The sequence below is a fragment of the Rhodococcus sp. AC861 genome, from assembly GCF_979256035.1.
This window is the reverse complement of record NZ_CEEDMW010000006.1, coordinates 1-18,671: the sequence shown is the minus strand read 5'-3', so window position 1 is coordinate 18,671 and position 18,671 is coordinate 1. Positions and strand designations below refer to the sequence as shown.

Genomic DNA, 18,671 nt, shown 5'->3' with positions numbered 1-18,671 from the left:
GTAGTTCTCTTCGCGAGCCGACAGGTCAGATGTCGTGCTGCATGGTGGCCCACAGGCCGGCCGCGTGCAGCTTCTGCACGTCGACTTCCATCTTGTCGCGATCTCCGCTCGAGACCACGGCCTTGCCCTCCGAGTGCACCTGCATCATCAGCTCGGTCGCCTTGTCCTTGCTGTATCCGAACAGCTTCTGGAAGACGTAGGTGACGTAGTGCATGAGGTTGACCGGGTCGTCCCAGACGATGGTGACCCACGGGGTGTCCGTCGCCGTGTCCTCCGCCACCGCCACGTCCGCGTCGGGGGTGGCCTGCGGAAGTGTCGCGGTGAGATCCGAAGCCATGGGTTCGAGGATACGGCGTGACGATGTCACCGCGGACACGACACCGATCCTCGGGTGGGATCTAGGGTGGCCTGGTGACGTCAACAGCGCTGTTCACAGATCAGTACGAGCTGACCATGTTGTCCGCCGCCCTTCGGGACGGTTCCGCGCACCGGTCGTGCACCTTCGAGGTGTTCGCACGCCGGTTGCCCGGTGGACGGCGGTACGGCGTGGTGGCGGGTACCGGCCGCTTTCTCGACGCTCTCCGGGACTTCCATTTCGGCGAGGCGGAGCTGGACTCGCTGACGTTCCTCGACCCCGACACGCTGGCGTGGCTGCGTGACTACCGGTTCGGCGGTGACATCGACGGCTACCGGGAGGGCGAACTGTTCTTCCCCGGCTCCCCCATCCTCTCGGTCCGCGGCACCTTCGCCGAGTGCGTGATCCTCGAGACGCTGGCGCTGTCGATCTACAACCACGACAGTGCGATCGCGGCCGCCGCGGCCCGCATGGTCAGCGCGTCCGACGGCCGACCGTTGATCGAGATGGGCTCACGACGCGCCCACGAGGAAGCCGCGGTGGCCTCCTCCCGCGCCGCGTACATCTGCGGTTTCTCCGCGACGTCGAACCTCGAAGCGGTACGCCGGCACGGCATTCCCGGCGCCGGAACCAGCGCCCACGCCTTCACGCTCCTGCACACCGACGCGAACGGTCCCGACGAGGCCGCTGCCTTCCGGTCGCAGATCGCCGCGCTCGGCGTGGGCACGACCCTCCTCGTGGACACCTACGACATCACCGCGGGCGTCGCGACGGCCGTCGAGGTGGCCGGACCGGAACTGGGCGGAGTGCGCATCGACTCCGGCGATCTCGGGGTTCTGGCCCGCCAGGTCCGTCGCCAGCTGGACGACCTGGGCGCGACCGGCACCCGCATCGTCGTCTCCGGTGACCTGGACGAGTACGCCATCGCCTCGCTGCGTGCGGAACCTGTCGACACCTACGGCGTCGGCACCTCGCTGGTCACCGGATCGGGCGCACCGACGGCAGGCATGGTCTACAAACTCGTCGAGGTCGACGGCATCCCGGTGGCGAAGCGCAGCTCGCACAAGGAATCGCGGGGTGGCCGCAAGCGCGCGGTGCGGCTGGCGCGGCGGACCGGAACCGTCGTCGAAGAGCTGGTGCTGCACGCCGACGCGGCGACACCGGCCTCCGATCCGTACACGGTGCGCGAGTTGTCCGTACCGCTGGTACGAGGGGGCGAGGTGGTCGAGCGCAGCACCGTCGAGGACGCCAGAACGCTCGTCGCGGACGGCCTCCGGTCGCTGCCCTGGGAAGGCCTCGGCTTGTCCCAGGGTGATCCGGCCGTTCCGACGGTATTCTCCTGACCGTGGGTACAGCACTCGTGGTGGTCGACGTCCAGAACGATTTCTGCGAGGGCGGGTCACTGGCCGTCGACGGCGGTGCGCGCGTCGCCGCGGCGATCACCACGCTGATCGCCGGGTCCACGTACGACGCTGTCGTCGCCACCCGCGATCACCACATCGATCCCGGCGCACACTTCTCCGACACCCCCGACTACGTCGACAGTTGGCCGCCGCACTGCGTCGTCGGCACGCCGGGGTGCGACTTCCATCCCGATCTCGATCTGTCCTCCATCGAGACGGTGTTCTCGAAGGGCGAGTACGACGCCGCGTACTCGGGCTTCGAGGGCGCTGCGGAGGACGGTGCGCGGCTCGCGGACTGGCTGCGCGCCCGCGATATCGACGCGGTGCACGTCGTCGGCCTGGCCACCGATCACTGTGTGAGGGCAACGGCGCGCGACGCCGCGAAGGAAGGCTTCGACACCACCGTGCTGGTCGACTACTGCGCAGCCGTGTCCCCGACCACCGTGCCGTCCGTGCTCGACGACCTCGCTCACGACGGTGTCCGCGCCAGCAGATGAGGTGAGCAAGCGCGACGGTGGCGAGCGGTAGCCTTCCACGGTGCCGCCGAAGTCCCCGAAATCCCAGAAGTCTGATCTGCCCACCGTTCCCAGCCTGCTGAGCACCGCGGTCACCGCTCTCGGCGGCACCGAGCGGACGGCGCAGCTCACCATGGCATCGGCGGTGGCGCACAGCATCGACACCGGCGAGCATCTCGCCGTCCAGGCGGGCACCGGTACCGGTAAGTCCCTGGCCTATCTGGTCCCGTCGCTCCGGCACGCGGTGACCTCCGGCAAGACCGTCGTGGTGTCGACGGCCACCATCGCGTTGCAGCGTCAGCTGGTGGACCGAGACCTTCCTCGCCTGTCGAAGGCCCTCACCACCGCGCTCTCCCACGAGCCGAAGTTCGCGATCCTCAAGGGGCGCGGCAACTACCTGTGCCTCAACAAGCTGCACGGCGCCCCGTCCGACGCGCCGGAGGACGAGCTGTTCGATGCGTTCGCCGTCTCGCGACTCGGCCGCGAGGTCAAGCGCATCACCGAGTGGTCCTCGGACACCGAGACCGGTGACCGGGACGAGTTGAACCCCGGCGTGTCCGATCAGGCCTGGCGGCAGATGAGCGTGACCTCGCGCGAATGCCTGGGCAAGTCGCGCTGCCCGTACGGCGAGGACTGCTTCGCCGAGATCGCGCGCCTCGACGCCGGCCGAGCCGACGTCGTCGTCACCAACCACGCGATGCTCGCCATCGATGCGATCACCGGTATCGCCGTCCTGCCGGAACACGACGTGGTGGTCGTGGACGAGGCCCACGAACTGGTGGATCGCGTGACCTCCGCCGCCACCGCCGAGATGTCCGCCACCGCGGTGGGCGCGGCCATGCGTCGTTGCGGGAAGCTCGTCGAGGACGAGATCCTGGACCGCCTCGCCGGCGCCGCCGAGGGTTTCGCCGCACTGCTCGACGAGCTCGACGGCGGACGCTGGGAAGAGCTGCCGCACGGCGGTTCTCAGACCATCGCGAGCATCCGCGACGCGGCGTGGGCCGTCCGTACCGCGATCGGCCCGGCGAAGCAGGGCGCCGCCGCGGCCGATCCCGACGCCGCCGCCGCACGGACGGCCGCGCTGGCGGCCATCGACGACGTGCACGACACCGCGGTGCGCATCCTCGAGACGTTCGAGGAGTCGGACCCGGCCAAGCGCCGCGACGTGGTCTGGCTGTCGGTCGACGAGTTCCGCGGCGTCGTCAAGCGGGTGGTGCGGGTGGCGCCGCTGTCGGTGGGCGGTCTGCTCCGGACTCGCCTGTTCGCGGAGTCGACCGTGGTCCTCACGTCCGCGACGCTCACCGTCGGCGGCTCGTTCGACGGGCTCGCCGTCAACTGGGGACTCCCGGCGGCCAACCCCACACGTGTCGACGCCGCCCTCGCCACCGGGTCCGAGGCGCCGTCCGACGCGGACACGTTCCGCTGGAACTCCCTCGACGTGGGTTCGCCCTTCGACCACGGCAAGGCGGGAATCCTCTACATCGCGAAGCACCTGACCGCCCCCGGTCGTGACGGCACGTCGCCGAGCCAGTTGGACGAGATTGCCGGGCTGGTCTCCGCGGCGGGCGGTCGGACGCTGGGACTGTTCTCCTCGATGCGCGCCGCCAAGGCCGCGGCCGCGGAGATGCGGGAACGGCTCGACACCCCGGTGCTGTGTCAGGGCGACGACGCCACCGGCGCGCTGGTCGAGAGGTTCGCGAAGGACGAGGCGACATCGCTGTTCGGCACCCTGTCGTTGTGGCAGGGCGTCGACGTTCCGGGCCGCTCGCTGACACTGGTGATCGTCGACCGCATCCCGTTCCCCCGGCCCGACGATCCGCTGCTGGTCGCACGCCAGCGCGCGGTCGAGTCGCGGGGCGGCAACGGCTTCCTGGCCGTCGCCGCCAACCACGCTGCTCTGTTGCTCGCCCAGGGGGTGGGCCGACTTCTGCGCAGCGTCGACGACAAGGGTGTCGTCGCGGTCCTCGACTCCCGCCTCGCTACAGCGCGCTACGGCGGCTACCTGCGGGCGTCGCTGCCGCCGTTCTGGGAGACCACCGACCCGGAGATCGTCCGCAAGGCGCTCACCCGGCTCACCGCCGACCCGGCCTGAGTCAGCCCACCGGTCCCGCGACGCGTCCCAACTCGGCATCTCCCGCGAGCAGCGCGTGGTGGGGCAGCACCCGCACGGTGTAGCCCACCGATCCGGACAGCGGGAGCGTCGTCGTCACGGTGAACCGCTCTCCGCCCGACGCGCCACCCTCGTGCGTCATCGGAACGCTGACCACGTCGCGGAGTTGCTCGTCCTGATCGACGTGGCCGAACACTGCCTGCACGGACACGTCCGAGGAACCGAGCCCACCGAGAGCGACCGTGGCCGACAGGGTCAGCGACGAACCGAGTACCGGCGTATCGGGCAGCCCGTCGGCGTCCACGTCGGTCACGGTGATGTCCGACCAGGCGGAGTCGACGCGTCGGCGGTATTCGGCCAGTGCCTTCGCTCCAGCGTAGTCGTCGGTGATCACGGCGGCTCCCGCCCGGGCGGCCGGACCGTAGTACTGCGCCGTGTAGTCGCGAACCATCCTGGACGCCAACACCTTCGGTCCCAGCGTCGTCAGGGTGTGCCGCACCATCTCGACCCAGCGAGCCGGCAGGCCGTCGGCGCCGCGGTCGTAGAACTTCGGCAGTACCGACTTCTCGAGCAGTTCGTACAGCGCTGCCGCTTCGAGATCGTCACGCCTGTTCTCGTCCACGATGCCGTCGGCGGTGGGGATGGCCCAGCCGTTCTCGCCGTCGTACATCTCGTCCCACCACCCGTCGCGGATGGACAGGTTGAGTCCGCCGTTGAGCGCCGACTTCATGCCGGATGTGCCGCAGGCCTCGAGGGGACGGAGCGGGTTGTTGAGCCAGACGTCGCAGCCCCAGTAGAGGTAGCGGGCCATCGACATGTCGTAGTCCGGGAGGAACACGATGCGGTGCCGCACGTCGTGCTGGTCGGCGAAACGCACGATCTGCTGGATCAGCGCTTTGCCGCCGTCGTCGGCCGGGTGTGATTTGCCGGCGACGACCAGCTGCACGGGACGGTCGGGGTCGAGCAGCATCGCGCGCAGACGTTCGGGTTGGCGCAGCATCAGGGTCAGCCGCTTGTACGTCGGCACGCGGCGGGCGAAGCCCACGGTGAGCACGTTCGGGTCGAACACGTCGTCCGTCCACGCCAGTTCGGCGTCCGTCGATCCGCGTTCGAGGCTCGAATTGCGTACGCGCCGACGCACTTCCGTCACCAGCTCGGCGCGCAGAGCCGAGCGCGTCTCCCACAGTTCGGTGGCGGGAACGTCGACGAGCTGCTCCCACCCGCGCGCTTCCTCCATGCTGTCGGATCCGACGGTCCGCTTCGCTAGGTCGAGCCAGCGCGGCGACGCCCATGTCGGCGCGTGGACACCGTTGGTGACCGAGCCGATGGGGACGTCGGACGAGTCGAAGCCCGGCCACAGCTCGTCGAACATGCCTCGACTGACGATGCCGTGCAGCTTGGACACACCGTTGGCACGCTGCGCCGATCGCAGACCCATGTGCGCCATGTTGAACACGGTCGGGTCGCTCTCACGGCCCAGCTCGAGGATGCGTTCCATCTCGATACCCGGCAGAAGCGAGGAGTCGGCGGTGCCGTCCCCGAAGTACAGCCTGACCAGATCCGCCGGGAACCGGTCGATGCCGGCGGGAACGGGCGTGTGGGTGGTGAAGACCGTGGAGGCTCGCACCGCCGCCAGCGCGGCGTCGAAGTCGAGGCCGTCGACATGTAGTTCACGGATGCGTTCGAGACCGAGGAAGCCGGCGTGACCCTCGTTCATGTGGAAGACGCTCGGCGCCGGCAGCGAGTGATACTCGGTGTAGGCGCGCACGGCCCGGACTCCGCCGACGCCCGCGAGGATCTCCTGCTTGACGCGATGATCCTGGTCGCCGCCGTACAAGCGGTCCGTCACGCCGCGCAGTTCCGGGTCGTTGTCGGCGATGTCCGAGTCGAGCAGCAGCAGCGGAACACGGCCGATCTGCGCAATCCAGATGCGCGCGCGCAACACACGGCCGCCGGGCATGGCCACGTGGACCAGGACGGCGGCATCGGACTCGTCGGTGAGCAACCGCAGCGGGAGCCCCTGAGGGTCGAGCGACGGGTACCGCTCGGCCTGCCAACCGTCCGCGGTCAGCGACTGGCGGAAATACCCGGACCGGTAGAGCAGACCGACGCCGATGAGCGGCAAGCCCAGGTCGGACGCGGCCTTGAGGTGGTCGCCGGCCAGAATGCCCAGGCCACCCGAGTAGTTGGGCAGCACCTCCGAGACACCGAACTCCATCGAGAAGTAGGCGATCCCGACAGGGAGGTCCTCGCCCGCGTCGACCTGCTTCTGGAACCACCGCGGCTGCGCGAGGTAGAGGTGCAGGTCCTCGACCAGGTCGTCGACCCGGCGGACGAACGCGTCGTCCTCGGCCAGTGTCTGCAGACGCGAGGCGTGCACCTCGCCGAGCATGCGGACGGGGTCGCGGTCACCGCTCACCCACAGCTCGGGATCGATGCTCTCGAAGAGCTCCAGCGTCGGCGGGTGCCACGACCATCGCAGGTTGACGGACAATTCGGCCAGCCCGGACAGACGAGGCGGGAGTTGCGCGCGGACGGTGAACCTGCGGAGGGCTTTCACGATTCCGAAGACTACTGCCGGGAGAGCTCCCGCACGCCGGAAAAGCGTTTGCAGAACTGCCGTGCGGGTACATCACGCACGAGAGATCCGAGGATGCTCCGTGCCCTCACGTCGGGTCGCGGTCGTGCTCTCGGTCGGTTCCGAGAAAGACCGAGCCGGTTCGTCTACGGTTGAACTTCAGGCTCAGCCCGACACCATAGAACTGGCGACAACCAGCAGAAAAGGGGCTTCGGTGACAGGCCGTATCGGCATCGACGACGTACTACCCAACACATCGTCCGGTAAATATCCCGCCAAGGCCGTTGTGGGAGAAACTTTCCCGATCACCGCCGCGGTGTGGCGGGAGGGACACGACGCCGTCAACGCGACGTTGGCGGTCCGCGGGCCCGGCCAGGGTAAATCGGTTCACATCCCGATGACCCCCGGTGAACAGCCCGACATCTTCCACGGAGTCTTCACTCCGGACACCGAAGGTTTCTGGATCGCACGCGTCGAGGGGTGGGGCGATCCCATCGCCACCTGGATGCACGCGGTCGAGGCCAAGCTCGGCGTCGGCCAGGGGCCGGCTGAACTGGCCAACGATCTCGAGACCGGGGCACGCCTGTTCGAGCGCGCGGCCAAGAACGTGGACCGGGCCGACAAGCCCCTCCTCGAAAACGTCGTCGCGGCGCTCCGTAGTGACGCGCCGCTGCCGTCGCGGGTGTCCCCCGCGTTCACCACCGAGGTGCGCGAGCTCCTGCACGCGAAGCCTCTTCGCGAGCTGGTGACGCGCGGCGAGGCCATCAACGTGTGGGTCGACCGGCGCGCGGCGCTCGTCGGATCCTGGTACGAACTGTTCCCCCGCTCGACCGGCGGGTGGAACGACGACGGCACTCCGCGACACGGCACGTTCGAGACCACGATCGGCGCACTCCCCCGCGTCGCGGCGATGGGATTCGACGTCGTGTACTTCCCGCCGATCCATCCGATCGGCAGAGTGAACCGCAAGGGCCGCAACAACACTCTCACCCCCGGCCCCACCGACGTGGGCTCGCCGTGGGCCATCGGCGCCTCCGAGGGCGGCCACGATGCGGTGCATCCGGAGCTCGGCACGGTCAAGGAGTTCCGCGCTCTGGTGACGGCCGCACGCAAGCTCGGCCTCGAGGTCGCGCTCGACCTGGCGCTGCAGTGCGCACCGGACCATCCGTGGGCGAAGGCTCATCCGGACTGGTTCACCGTTCTCCCCGACGGCACCATCGCCTACGCCGAGAACCCGCCGAAGAAGTACCAGGACATCTACCCGGTCAACTTCGACAACGATCGCAAGGGCATCTACGCGGAGGTGCTGCGCGTCGTCAGATTCTGGATCAGCCAGGGAGTCAAGATCTTCCGGGTCGACAACCCGCACACCAAGCCGCCGGACTTCTGGGAGTGGCTGATCGCCGAGGTGAAGAAGACCGACCCCGAGGTCCTCTTCCTCGCCGAGGCGTTCACGCGTCCCGCTCGCCTGTACGGGCTCGCCCGACGCGGATTCACGCAGTCCTACACGTACTTCACGTGGCGTGTGGCCAAGTGGGAACTGACCGAGTTCGGTCGGGAGATCGCCGCGAAGGCCGATCTCGGGCGTCCGAATCTCTTCGTCAACACTCCGGACATCCTGCACGAGAGCCTGCAGACGGGTGGCCCCGGAATGTTCGCGCTGCGGGCAGCCCTGGCCGCGACGCTGTCGCCGACGTGGGGTGTCTACTCGGGATACGAACTCTACGAACATGTTCCGGTCCGCGAAGGCAGCGAGGAGTATCTCGACACCGAGAAGTTCGAGCTACGTCCCCGCGATTTCGAGGGAGCCCGCGCACGCGGAGAATCCCTCGAGCCGTGGTTGACCACGCTGAACGCGATCCGCAAGGCGCACCCGGCCCTGCAGCAACTGCGCAACATCCATTTCCACAGCATCGACAACGATGCGCTGATCGCGTACTCGAAGTTCGATCCGGTCACCGGCGACGCCGTGCTGGTCGTGATCAACCTGAACCCGTTCGGTGCCGAGGAAGGCACCGTCTGGATCGACATGCCGGCCATCGGACGCGACTGGCAGGAGCACCTCACCGTCACCGACGAGGTCAGCGGCCAACAGTTCCAGTGGGGCCAGGCCAACTACGTCAAGCTCGAGCCGTGGCGCTCGGTGGCGCACATCCTCGCGCTTCCGCCCGTCCCGTACTCCCTCCGCACCGAACTCGCTTTCCGGAAGGAACAGTCATGACGGAACGCACCTCCCCCGGTTCGGGGTCCGACACGCTCGCCGCACCGAGCGGCAACGACCTGTCGCTGCTCGCACGCGGCCACCACCACGATCCGCACTCCGTGCTGGGTGCGCACCCGGTGCCGGGCGGGACCGCCATCCGCAGCCTGCGTCCCAACGCTCTCAGCGTCACCGCCCTCATCGGCGGGAAGGAATACGAGCTCTCCCACGTCGCCCACGGTGTGTTCTCCGCCGAGGTGCCGGTCGAGGATCTCGCGGACTACCGTCTGCGCGTCGAATACCCGGGTGGCCACACCGTCACCGTCGCGGACGGATACCGGTTCCTGCCCACGCTCGGGGAACTCGACCTGCACCTCTTCGGCGAAGGCCGTCACGAGCGGTTGTGGGACATCCTCGGCGCACACACCCGCAGCTACACCACACCGGACGGCACCGTCACCGGAACGTCGTTCGCCGTCTGGGCGCCCGGCGCCGTGGGCGTCACGGTCGTCGGCGAATTCGACGGCTGGGGCGGACAGACCTGGCCCATGCGAGTTCTCGGCACCACCGGTGTGTGGGAGCTGTTCGTTCCCGACATCGGCGCGGGCACGCTGTACAAGTTCCGCGTGCACGGCAAGGACGGGTCCGTGAAGGACAAGGCCGACCCGATGGCATTCGCCACCGAGGTTCCGCCGTCCACCGCGTCGGTCGTCAACCACTCCACCTACGAGTGGAACGACGACGAGTGGATCACCGCGCGAGCCGAACTCGAACCTCACCGCGCCCCGATGAGCGTGTACGAGGTGCACCTCGCGTCGTGGCGTCCCGGCCTGAACTACCAGGAACTGGCGGAGCAACTCTCGGCTCACGTCCGCGAGACGGGCTTCACCCACGTAGAGCTCCTCCCGGTCGCCGAGCACCCGTTCGGCGGATCGTGGGGCTACCAGGTGACGTCGTACTACGCGCCGACGTCGCGGTTCGGTTCCCCCGACGACTTCCGTGCCTTCGTCGACCTGTTGCACCGCGACGGCATCGGCGTCATCGTCGACTGGGTTCCCGCGCACTTCCCGAAGGACGACTGGGCCCTCGCACGGTTCGACGGTTCTCCTCTCTACGAGCACGGCGACCCGCAGCGCGGCGAGCAGTTGGACTGGGGCACCTACGTCTTCGACTTCGGCCGCACCGAGGTGCGCAACTTCCTCGTCGCGAACGCCCTCTACTGGATCGATGAGTTCCACATCGACGGACTCCGTGTCGACGCGGTCGCGTCGATGCTCTACCTCGACTACTCGCGCCCCGAGGGCGGATGGTCGCCGAACATCTACGGCGGTCGCGAGAACCTCGAGGCCGTGGCATTCCTGCAGGAGATGAATGCCACCGTCCACAAGCTCCACCGCGGTGTCGTCACTGTGGCGGAGGAGTCGACGTCGTGGCCCGGTGTCACCCGGCCCACCAGTGTCGGCGGACTCGGCTTCAGCATGAAGTGGAACATGGGCTGGATGCACGACACGCTCGGCTACGTGGGGCGCGACCCCATCCACCGCGCGTACCACCATCACGAGGTCACGTTCTCCCTGGTCTACGCGTGGAGCGAAAACTTCGTCCTTCCCATCAGCCACGACGAGGTCGTCCACGGCAAGGGCACTCTGTGGTCCCGGATGCCGGGTGACGACTGGGCGAAGGCTGCAGGATTGCGCGGAATGCTCGCGTACATGTGGGCTCACCCGGGCAAGCAGTTGCTGTTCATGGGCCAGGAGTTCGGGCAGACGGCCGAGTGGTCGGACGAACGCGGGCTCGACTGGTGGGAAATCGGTGACGACGGCGTCGGCGCACTGCACCGCGGTGTGCAGCAGCTGGTCGGTGACCTCAACCGCACCTACGTCGCCGGGCCGGAGTTCTGGACGCAGGACGGCTCCCCCGACGGCTTCTCGTGGATCGACGCGAACGACACGGCGAACAACGTGCTGAGCTTCCTGCGCTACGGCGACGACGGATCCGTCAGTGCGTGCCTGTTCAACTTCTCCGGCTCACCCAAGGGCGACTATCGTGTCGGATTACCCGAGCCGGGTCGCTGGGTCGAGATCCTGAACACCGACGCGGAGGTCTACGGGGGTTCGGGAGTCGGCAACCTCGGCGAGGTGACGGCAACGGAGCATTCATGGCACGGTCGACCGGCATCCGCCCGTGTCGCCCTGCCTCCTTACGGAGCGATCTGGCTCAGACTGGAGAGATGATGGTCGGGGCTCGCGTCGATATCGATGGATCGACTCGCCGCGGGCCTCTCCGCACCTTCGGTTCCGCGAGCCTCCTCGCGCTGGCCGCGGTCACGGTCCTGTCCTCGTGCGGGTCCGTGATCGACGGCACCGCCGTCTCCATCTACGACGACCCCTTCACCGTCGCCGGCCTACCCGTCACCGACGGTCCGTCCGGTCCCCGTCCCGGCGTCGGTCACGCCCAACTCGACGTTGTCGGCTTCGCCGGGACCGAGACCGACCTTCTGGCCGCCGATGCGGTGGACGACATCCAGAAGTTCTGGCGCACCACCTATTCGACGCTGTTCCGCGGATCGTTCCAGCCCATCCGGTCACTGGTGTCGTGGGACTCGTCCGACGAACCCGGCGAGGGTCCTATCTTCTGCGACGAAACGACGGACGGCCTGGCCAACGCGGGGTACTGCTCCCTCGACGACAGCATCGGCTGGGACCGCGGCGTCCTGATGCCCGCGATGGTCGACGCCTTCGGCCCCATGTCGGTCGTCATGGTGTTGGCACACGAGTACGGACACGCCGTGCAGACGCAATCCGGACTGATCGGCGACGACGATCCCACGATCGTCGCCGAGCAGCAGGCCGACTGCTTCGCCGGCGCCTTCATGAGGCACGTCGCCGAGGGCGACTCGACTCACTTCACGCTGAACACCTCGGACGGACTGAACGACGTCCTCGCCGCAACCGTCGCGGTGCGGGACGTGGATCCGAACGATCCGGATTCCGTGCACGGATCCGCCTTCGAGCGCGTCACCGCCGCTCAGATCGGGTTCACCGACGGCGCCGAATCGTGCACGCGAATCGACGAGAAGGAGGTCGAATCGCGGCGCTCGACTCTGCCGCGACAGTTCGACAGCCCTCTCGATACCGGTGAGCTCCCGGTCACGCGTGACACGCTCGAGCAGTTCGCGAAGACCTTCGAACAGGTCATGCCGACGGATTCACCTCCGACGGTGGACTACTCGGGTGCGGACACCGGATGTCCCGACGCGGACACCACCGAACCGGTGTCGTACTGCCCGTCCACGGACACCATCGGCATATCCGTCGATGCGCTGGCAGATCGTGGACGTCCCACCGAGATGAGCGACGACGCTATCGTGCCGGTGGACGTCACCGGCGATTACGGCGCCTACGTCCTGTTCGTCTCCCGCTACGTCCTCGCGGTCCAGAAGGACGCCGGCCACTCCCTGACCGACGCGCGCACCGCCCTGCGGTCGGCCTGCCTGTCCGGCGCCGTCACGGCAGCGCTGAGCCCGACGGATCCGACCGTCGCGGCCGGACTGGCGGTCACGCTCTCCCCCGGCGACCTGGACGAGGCGGTGTCCGGACTGCTGTCCGACGGACTCGCGGCCAGTGACGTCGACGGGCGCACGGTCCCCAGCGGCTTCTCGCGTGTCGACGCGTTCCGCTGGGGCGTCCTCGGCGGCAAGGACGCGTGCGACGGGCGTTACCGCTGACGAGAACCGGTCAGTAGAGAGCCGTCGCGAGCTTGCGTCGTGCAGCGACCACCAGCGGATCCGCCGGGTCGAACAGCTCGAACAATTCCAGAAGCCGGGCCCGTGCGCGCGCACGGTCGTCCTCGCGTGTACGGGCGACGAGGGCGATGACCCGAGCGAACGCGTCCTCGGTCCGCTGCTGGTAGAGCAACGAATCGGCAGCCTGCAGACCCAGGTCGACATCGTCGGGAGCCGCGTCCGCCTTCTCCAGGACGCCTTCGGGCAGGTCCTGGATGCGGGCGAGGAACCGAACCTGTCGGACACCGTTCAGCGCCTGCTTGTTGGCCGGCTCGGCATCGACGATGTCCTGGAACGCAGCCTCGGCCGCGACCAGATCTCCGTCGGCGAGAGCGTTCTCGGCCGCGTCGAAACGCGGGTCCTCGGGCTCGGGCGCGGGGCCGTCGGCTCCCGCGGGTCCGGTCAGTTTGCCCTCCACGGCGCGGGCGATGGCCGCGAGCCATTCCCGCAGGCTCTCCTCCGGCTGCAGACCCTGCAGATCGGCGAGCGGCTGTCCGGCAGCCACAGCGACAAGGGTGGGGATCGCCTGGACGCCGAATGCCTGCGCGATGCGCGGATTGACGTCGACGTCCACGTTCGCCAGCACCCACTCACCGTTGCCCTCGACAGCGAGGGCCTCGAGCGAGGTGGTGAGCTGGAGCGACTGCGGGGAGCGCGGCGAGAGCAGGTTGACGATCACCGGAACCTGGTTGGACCGCACGAGCACTTCGGCCTCGAAGTCCAGCTCGGTGACCGTGATGGACACTGCCAGACCGTTCTCGGCGGTCGGAGGCGGAGGGCCTGCGGCAGCCTGCGCCTTGGCCTTGAGCGCGGACAGGTCGACGGCTCCGGACATGGCGGCGGCCGCAGCGGCGGACGGGCGTACTGGGGGACGAGATCCGGGTCGAGTCACGCCGCTATTTTGTCACTTGTCGACGCGCTGTGGTGATGCGGGCACAGCGGTACGGACCAGCCGTCCGGTCCGCGACGCCCACACCTCGAAGATGATGGTCCCGAAGGGCGGGATGCTGGCGAGCAGTGCCACGACTGTCAGGCCCTTGCTCCAGCGCAGAGCAAGTGCCGTCAGGACGGTCACGATCAGGTACAGCACGAAGACCGCACCGTGCAGCATGCCGGGGATACGGACACCACTGTCGATGTTCGGGTCCGGCACGTACTTCACGGCCATCCCGATCAGCAGCGCGACCCAGGTGATCGCCTCGGCGATCGCCACGATCCGGAACCACCGGACGATCGGTGGAGCGCCCGCCGGGCTGTTCGCGGAGGTGTCGGTGCTGGAAACACGGTTGTCGGCCATGCCCCTATTCTGCCGTAGGTCCTCACTGGGCTGTCACCAACGGAACCGGGCTTCGATTGTGACTCACACCACCGATACACCCGGCGCGAAAAGGTCTAACGTCAAAGCATGACGAGCACCCAGGAGACCACGGCCACGGCAGATGCGGTGTCGGCCGGTCTGGTCACCGCCATCGATCACGTCGGTATCGCGGTCCCGGATCTCGACGCAGCCATCGAGTTCTACCGTTCGCATTTCGGCATGACCGTGACCCACCGTGAGGTCAACGAGAGCCAGGGCGTCGTCGAGGCCATGCTCTCCGTGCCGGTAGCCGACAGCGGTGCTGCTCAGATCCAGCTGCTCGCGCCCCTCGACGAGTCGTCGACCATCGCGAAGTTCCTCGACCGCAACGGTCCGGGACTCCAGCAGCTCGCCTTCCGGGTGAAGGACGTGGAGGAAGTCGCAACGTTCCTGCGCGACCGCGGAGCGCGGCTGCTGTACGACGCTCCCCGTCGCGGCACTGCCGACTCGCGCATCAACTTCGTCCATCCCAAGGATGCCGGCGGTGTGCTGGTGGAACTGGTCGAACCTGCCGCACACTGACCCGCGTATCTCGGACAGCTGGTCGACGACCCGACAGCAATAACGGGGCGCGTGACGGTAAGTTGTGCCCATGGCCCCAGAGAACGTCACCGGTAGCAGCTCCCTGCCTTTCAGCATCGCCCGCAAGGGATATGACAAAGACGAGGTCCAGCGGTATTTCGAGAGGTTCGACGCCGAACTCCGGGTGATCTCCACCGACAGGGATGCCGCAGCGGCTCAGGCCCGCGATCTCGCGGTCCAGCTCGAGGACGCTCGCGACGACATCGACGATCTCCGTAAGGACATCGACCGTCTGTCCGTTCCCCCCACCACCGCGGAGGGCATGAGCGACCGCATCTCCAGGATGCTGCGCCTCGCCTCCGACGAGGCCTCCGAGGTCCGCGCCAAGGCCGAGGCAGAAGCAGCCGAGACCGTATCCATCGCCGAGCAGGACGCGGCGCGTATGCGCGGGGAGTACGAGGGCCTGGTCGCCGAGCTGAAGGACCGACGGTCCGCGCTCGAGACCGAGCAGGAACAGACGCTCGCCGAGGCCCGCACCACGGCCGCGCGCATCATCGAAGAAGCCCAGGCGGAGCGCGATCGCTTGGCCGCCGAGGCCGAGAAGAAGCGGGCCGCAGCGCAGGAAGACTTCGAGATCACCATGGTCGATCGCCGCACCAAGGTGATGAACGCCGTGAACGAGCTCGAGGCCGATTCCAAGGCGGAGGCCGAGCGCAGGCTTGCCGACGCCACCGCGGAGGCCAAGCGTCGACTGCAGGCCGCCACCGAGCAGTCCGAGCGTCGTATCGCACACGCGAAGGAACTGGCCGAGGAACTCCGGGTTTTGCGTGGCCGAGTCCTGGCGCAGTTGTTGGGGATCCGCGGGCAGCTGGATTCCGTGCCGGCCATGCTGGCGTCGGTCAACCGCGAGAGCGAACTGCTGGACGCGCCTCTCGCTCCGGACGACCTCGAGATCGACGAGACCCTTTTGGACGACGAAGACTCGGACACGTCCGTCGACGCCACGTAAGCAGGGCGGGATCAGGACCAGCGGCGAGTGAGGCCTCTGGTCCTGCGGCCGGACCAGCAACCCGTGTGCCAGTGTCGACGGTCGTCCGCTCCCCCGATGCGATCGGACGGCCACACCACGACGTGCGCGACACCGGGAAAGATCTCCTGGTCGCATCCGGGGCAACGGTAGTGCTTGGTAGCTCGCGCGCCGGGGACGGGACGGACTATGTACTCCTCGTCGCCGTCGAACGCGGGCCCGGCCTCCCTGCGGGCAGTCGAGTTCCCGAACGTCGGAGCAGGCCGGTCCGCCCGTCCCGAGCGGCCGGTTCGCTGATTGTTACGCCGCGGCACAGCTCCGATCGTAGGCGACCGTGTCAGAACAATCTGAAGTCGGACGACTCGATACCGCGCAGCGAATCGTAATCCAGTGTGAGGCACCGAATCCCGCGGTCGTGCGCGAGCGTCTTCGCCTGAGGCTTGATCTGCTGGGCCGCGAACACCCCTCGTACCGGAGCGAGCAGCGGATCGCGGTTCAGCAGTTCGAGGTAGCGCGTCAGTTGCTCGACGCCGTCGATGTCTCCGCGGCGCTTGATCTCCACGGCCACGGTCGCGCCGTCCTCGGCGCGGCACAGCAGGTCCACGGGACCGATCGCCGTCGGAAACTCGCGACGGACCAGCGTGTAACCCTCGCCCAGCGTGTGGACGTGCTCGGCGAGCAGCTCCTGCAGGTGGGACTCGACGCCGTCCTTGGTCAAGCCGGGATCGATCCCGAGCTCGTGGCTGGTATCCAGTTCGACGTCCTCGATGGTGATACGGAGTTCCTCGCCGGCCTTGTTGGTCACCACCCACAGCTGACGATCGGCCGGAACCAGGTCGCCGTCCGCGGGAAGGGCTTCCGGCGGGTTCTCCACGAGCCAGCACGGGGGCGTCATCCAGTTCAGCGGCTTGTACGCACGGTCGTCGGCATGGACGCTCACGGACCCGTCCGACTTCACCAGCAACAACCGCTTGGCCCACGGAAGATGGGCGGTCAACCTGCCGACGTAGTCGACCTGACACCGAGCAATGACGAGACGCACCGGGCCACCCTATCCACTCGAACCCATGCCCTCAGGCAGGGGTCGCGAGGCGCGTTTCCTCGGAACGACCTCGCAGGGTCACGCTGTCGCCGAACGTCCACTCGTCGGATCGGATGTTTGTCGCCGACTCCACGGTGCGTGCCGACGCCACCAGACGACCGTCCGCCGTCTTGGCGAGCTCGGACAATCGCGCGGCTTCGTTCACCGGGTCACCGATGACCGTGTACTCGAACCGCTGCTTGGCGCCGATGTTGCCGGCCACCGCCCGCCCCGACGCGATCCCGATGGCAGCCCGGCAGTCCGGGACTTCCGTCTCGAGGCGGCGCATGATGGCGCGTGCCGCACTCAGCGCCTCGCCACAGTGGTCGTCGAGATCTCCGGGTGCACCGAAGATTGCCAGGGCGGCATCGCCCTCGAACTTGTTGACGAAACCGTGGTGCTTGTCCACCTCGTCGACCACCACGTCGAAGAAGCGGTTCAGCAGGTCGACGACCTCCGACGGAGGCTGGGATGCCGCCAGTTCCGTCGACCCGATCAGGTCGATGAAGAAGACGGCGATGTCGCGCTCTTCCCCGCCCAGCTCCGGGTTGCTCTTCAGCGCGGCCTCGGCGACCTCCATGCCGACGTGGCGCCCGAACAGGTCACGGATCTTGTCGCGTTCCGCCAGACCCTCGGCCATGCGGTTGAAACCACTCTGCAGCTCGCCGAGCTCCGTGCCGTCGTACACGGACACCCGAGCGTCGAGGTTGCCGCGCTCGACCTCGACCATCGCCGACCGCACGTTGTCGATGGGAGCCGTCGTCGCGAGGCCACCGAGAAGAGTCAGAGCGAATCCGAACAGGAAGGTGATGCCGCCGAGCGCGAGAATGGCGACGGCGAACTGATCGGCCGTCGTGTCGTTGCGGATGAACGAGGCGATGGCGATGACCATGAGGCCCGCAACCGGGACGCCCGTACCCAGGACCCACGAGAGGACCGACCGCCCCATCACGCCGGCGATTCGAATGCGTCGCAGATCGCCGGCCTCGAGTGCGCGCGCTGCCGCAGGACGCAGGGCGAATTCCGTCAGCAGATAGCTGAAGGCACACACGGTGGCACCGCCGAACGCGATGGTGAAGGCCACCTTCGGGATGGAGTTGGGATCGATGATCCCGTCGGCCGTGGTCACGATGATCAGGCCACCGATCCACAGCCCGATCTGCAGTCGGGTCAGACGCCAGGGCATGGAGAGAGTTCGTCTCTGCTCCTTCTGGGTGGGCTCTCTGTCCTCGATCGCCCACCGGAGGCCTTTGACGGTGCGCTTGGTTCCCCAGCCGACTCCGATGAGGAATGCCACCACGAGGTAGCAGGGGATGAGGATGAAGTTGACCCACCAGTACTCGCGGGGTGTCACGACGTCGGGGCCGGGAACCACGACGCTGATGAGAGCCCCGACGATGACGGCACCGATCGCATTGGCACCCAGCAGGAAGACCGTGAGCAGGATCTGTACCCGGATGCGCCGGCGACGCGGGGACTCATCGGTGTGCCCGAGCAACGGGGAGCCCAGTGGCGATATCGATCGTCGTGGTTTCTGCGGCATGGTGGATAAGAGACTATCCCGGCGTGCTCAGGACGGGACTCCGCTTGATCGGACTGTGTCCGAGACAGAAGCCCGTGAATGCAGAAAGCCCCCCGACCTGTGGTCGGGGGGCTTTCTGGGAAGGGTTGTTCGGCGGTGTCCTACTCTCCCACACCCTGTCGGGTGCAGTACCATCGGCGCTGGAGGGCTTAGCTTC

15 protein-coding genes are annotated in these 18,671 nt (G+C 67.8%); 8 read left to right on the top strand and 7 right to left on the bottom strand.

Annotation, left to right across the window (positions count from 1 at the left end):
- Positions 1-25: 25 nt before the first annotated feature.
- Positions 26-337, bottom strand: a complete 312-nt coding sequence (clpS, locus tag AC0IX4_RS18435; RefSeq protein ID WP_042575174.1) for an ATP-dependent Clp protease adapter ClpS — start codon at positions 335-337, stop codon at positions 26-28.
- Positions 338-408: 71 nt separating this feature from the next.
- Between clpS and AC0IX4_RS18430 the strand changes: the two genes are divergently transcribed.
- Genes AC0IX4_RS18430 through AC0IX4_RS18420 form a run of 3 tightly spaced genes read left to right on the top strand, consistent with a single transcriptional unit; the run spans position 409 to position 4,365 of the window.
- Complete coding sequence (locus tag AC0IX4_RS18430) at positions 409-1,698, top strand: nicotinate phosphoribosyltransferase (protein WP_056076449.1); 1,290 nt, start codon at positions 409-411, stop codon at positions 1,696-1,698.
- Between the two features lie 2 nt (positions 1,699-1,700).
- Positions 1,701-2,255, top strand: coding sequence for an isochorismatase family protein (locus AC0IX4_RS18425; protein ID WP_471830333.1), 555 nt, complete (start codon positions 1,701-1,703; stop codon positions 2,253-2,255).
- Between the two features lie 40 nt (positions 2,256-2,295).
- Positions 2,296-4,365, top strand: coding sequence for an ATP-dependent DNA helicase (locus AC0IX4_RS18420; protein ID WP_471830332.1), 2,070 nt, complete (start codon positions 2,296-2,298; stop codon positions 4,363-4,365).
- 1 nt (position 4,366) lies between these two features.
- Here AC0IX4_RS18420 and glgP read toward each other — a convergent pair whose 3' ends face one another.
- Positions 4,367-6,943, bottom strand: coding sequence for an alpha-glucan family phosphorylase (gene glgP / locus AC0IX4_RS18415; RefSeq protein ID WP_471830330.1), 2,577 nt, complete (start codon positions 6,941-6,943; stop codon positions 4,367-4,369).
- A 232-nt stretch (positions 6,944-7,175) separates the two neighbouring features.
- Here glgP and AC0IX4_RS18410 point away from each other — a divergent pair, with 232 nt between their 5' ends.
- Genes AC0IX4_RS18410 through AC0IX4_RS18400 form a run of 3 tightly spaced genes read left to right on the top strand, consistent with a single transcriptional unit; the run spans position 7,176 to position 12,888 of the window.
- Complete coding sequence (locus AC0IX4_RS18410; protein ID WP_471830329.1) at positions 7,176-9,182, top strand: maltotransferase domain-containing protein; 2,007 nt, start codon at positions 7,176-7,178, stop codon at positions 9,180-9,182.
- Positions 9,179-11,395 (top strand): 1,4-alpha-glucan branching protein GlgB, encoded by a 2,217-nt coding sequence (gene glgB, locus AC0IX4_RS18405; protein WP_042575156.1) that lies wholly within the window; start codon positions 9,179-9,181, stop codon positions 11,393-11,395. Before AC0IX4_RS18410 ends, glgB begins: the two co-directional genes overlap by 4 nt.
- The gene (locus AC0IX4_RS18400) at positions 11,392-12,888 is read left to right on the top strand and encodes a neutral zinc metallopeptidase (RefSeq protein ID WP_471830327.1); all 1,497 of its coding nucleotides are present in this window, start codon (positions 11,392-11,394) and stop codon (positions 12,886-12,888) included. The genes glgB and AC0IX4_RS18400 overlap by 4 nt, the downstream gene beginning before the upstream one ends.
- Positions 12,889-12,898: 10 nt before the next feature.
- Here AC0IX4_RS18400 and AC0IX4_RS18395 read toward each other — a convergent pair whose 3' ends face one another.
- On the bottom strand, positions 12,899-13,780 hold the full coding sequence (locus tag AC0IX4_RS18395; RefSeq protein WP_471830721.1) for a co-chaperone YbbN: 882 nt from the start codon (positions 13,778-13,780) through the stop codon (positions 12,899-12,901).
- A gap of 69 nt (positions 13,781-13,849) precedes the next feature.
- Positions 13,850-14,242, bottom strand: a complete 393-nt coding sequence (locus AC0IX4_RS18390; protein WP_471830325.1) for a DUF3817 domain-containing protein — start codon at positions 14,240-14,242, stop codon at positions 13,850-13,852.
- A 108-nt stretch (positions 14,243-14,350) separates the two neighbouring features.
- On the opposite strand from AC0IX4_RS18390, the gene mce reads away from it, so the two are divergent.
- A complete protein-coding gene (gene mce, locus AC0IX4_RS18385; RefSeq protein WP_471830323.1) occupies positions 14,351-14,824 on the top strand; it encodes a methylmalonyl-CoA epimerase in 474 nt (157 codons plus the stop codon).
- A gap of 70 nt (positions 14,825-14,894) precedes the next feature.
- Positions 14,895-15,833, top strand: a complete 939-nt coding sequence (locus tag AC0IX4_RS18380; protein ID WP_042575159.1) for a hypothetical protein — start codon at positions 14,895-14,897, stop codon at positions 15,831-15,833.
- An 11-nt stretch (positions 15,834-15,844) separates the two neighbouring features.
- On the opposite strand, the gene AC0IX4_RS18375 is transcribed toward AC0IX4_RS18380, so the two are convergent.
- Genes AC0IX4_RS18375 through AC0IX4_RS18365 form a run of 3 tightly spaced genes read right to left on the bottom strand, consistent with a single transcriptional unit; the run spans position 15,845 to position 18,475 of the window.
- Positions 15,845-16,165, bottom strand: coding sequence for a hypothetical protein (locus AC0IX4_RS18375; RefSeq protein WP_042575160.1), 321 nt, complete (start codon positions 16,163-16,165; stop codon positions 15,845-15,847).
- A 23-nt stretch (positions 16,166-16,188) separates the two neighbouring features.
- The gene (gene nucS / locus AC0IX4_RS18370) at positions 16,189-16,893 is read right to left on the bottom strand and encodes an endonuclease NucS (RefSeq protein ID WP_471830321.1); all 705 of its coding nucleotides are present in this window, start codon (positions 16,891-16,893) and stop codon (positions 16,189-16,191) included.
- Positions 16,894-16,924: 31 nt separating this feature from the next.
- Positions 16,925-18,475 carry an adenylate/guanylate cyclase domain-containing protein gene (locus AC0IX4_RS18365; RefSeq protein ID WP_471830319.1) on the bottom strand — a complete coding sequence of 517 codons (1,551 nt, stop codon included), beginning with the start codon at positions 18,473-18,475 and terminating at the stop codon, positions 16,925-16,927.
- Between the last annotated feature and the right edge of the window lie 196 nt (positions 18,476-18,671).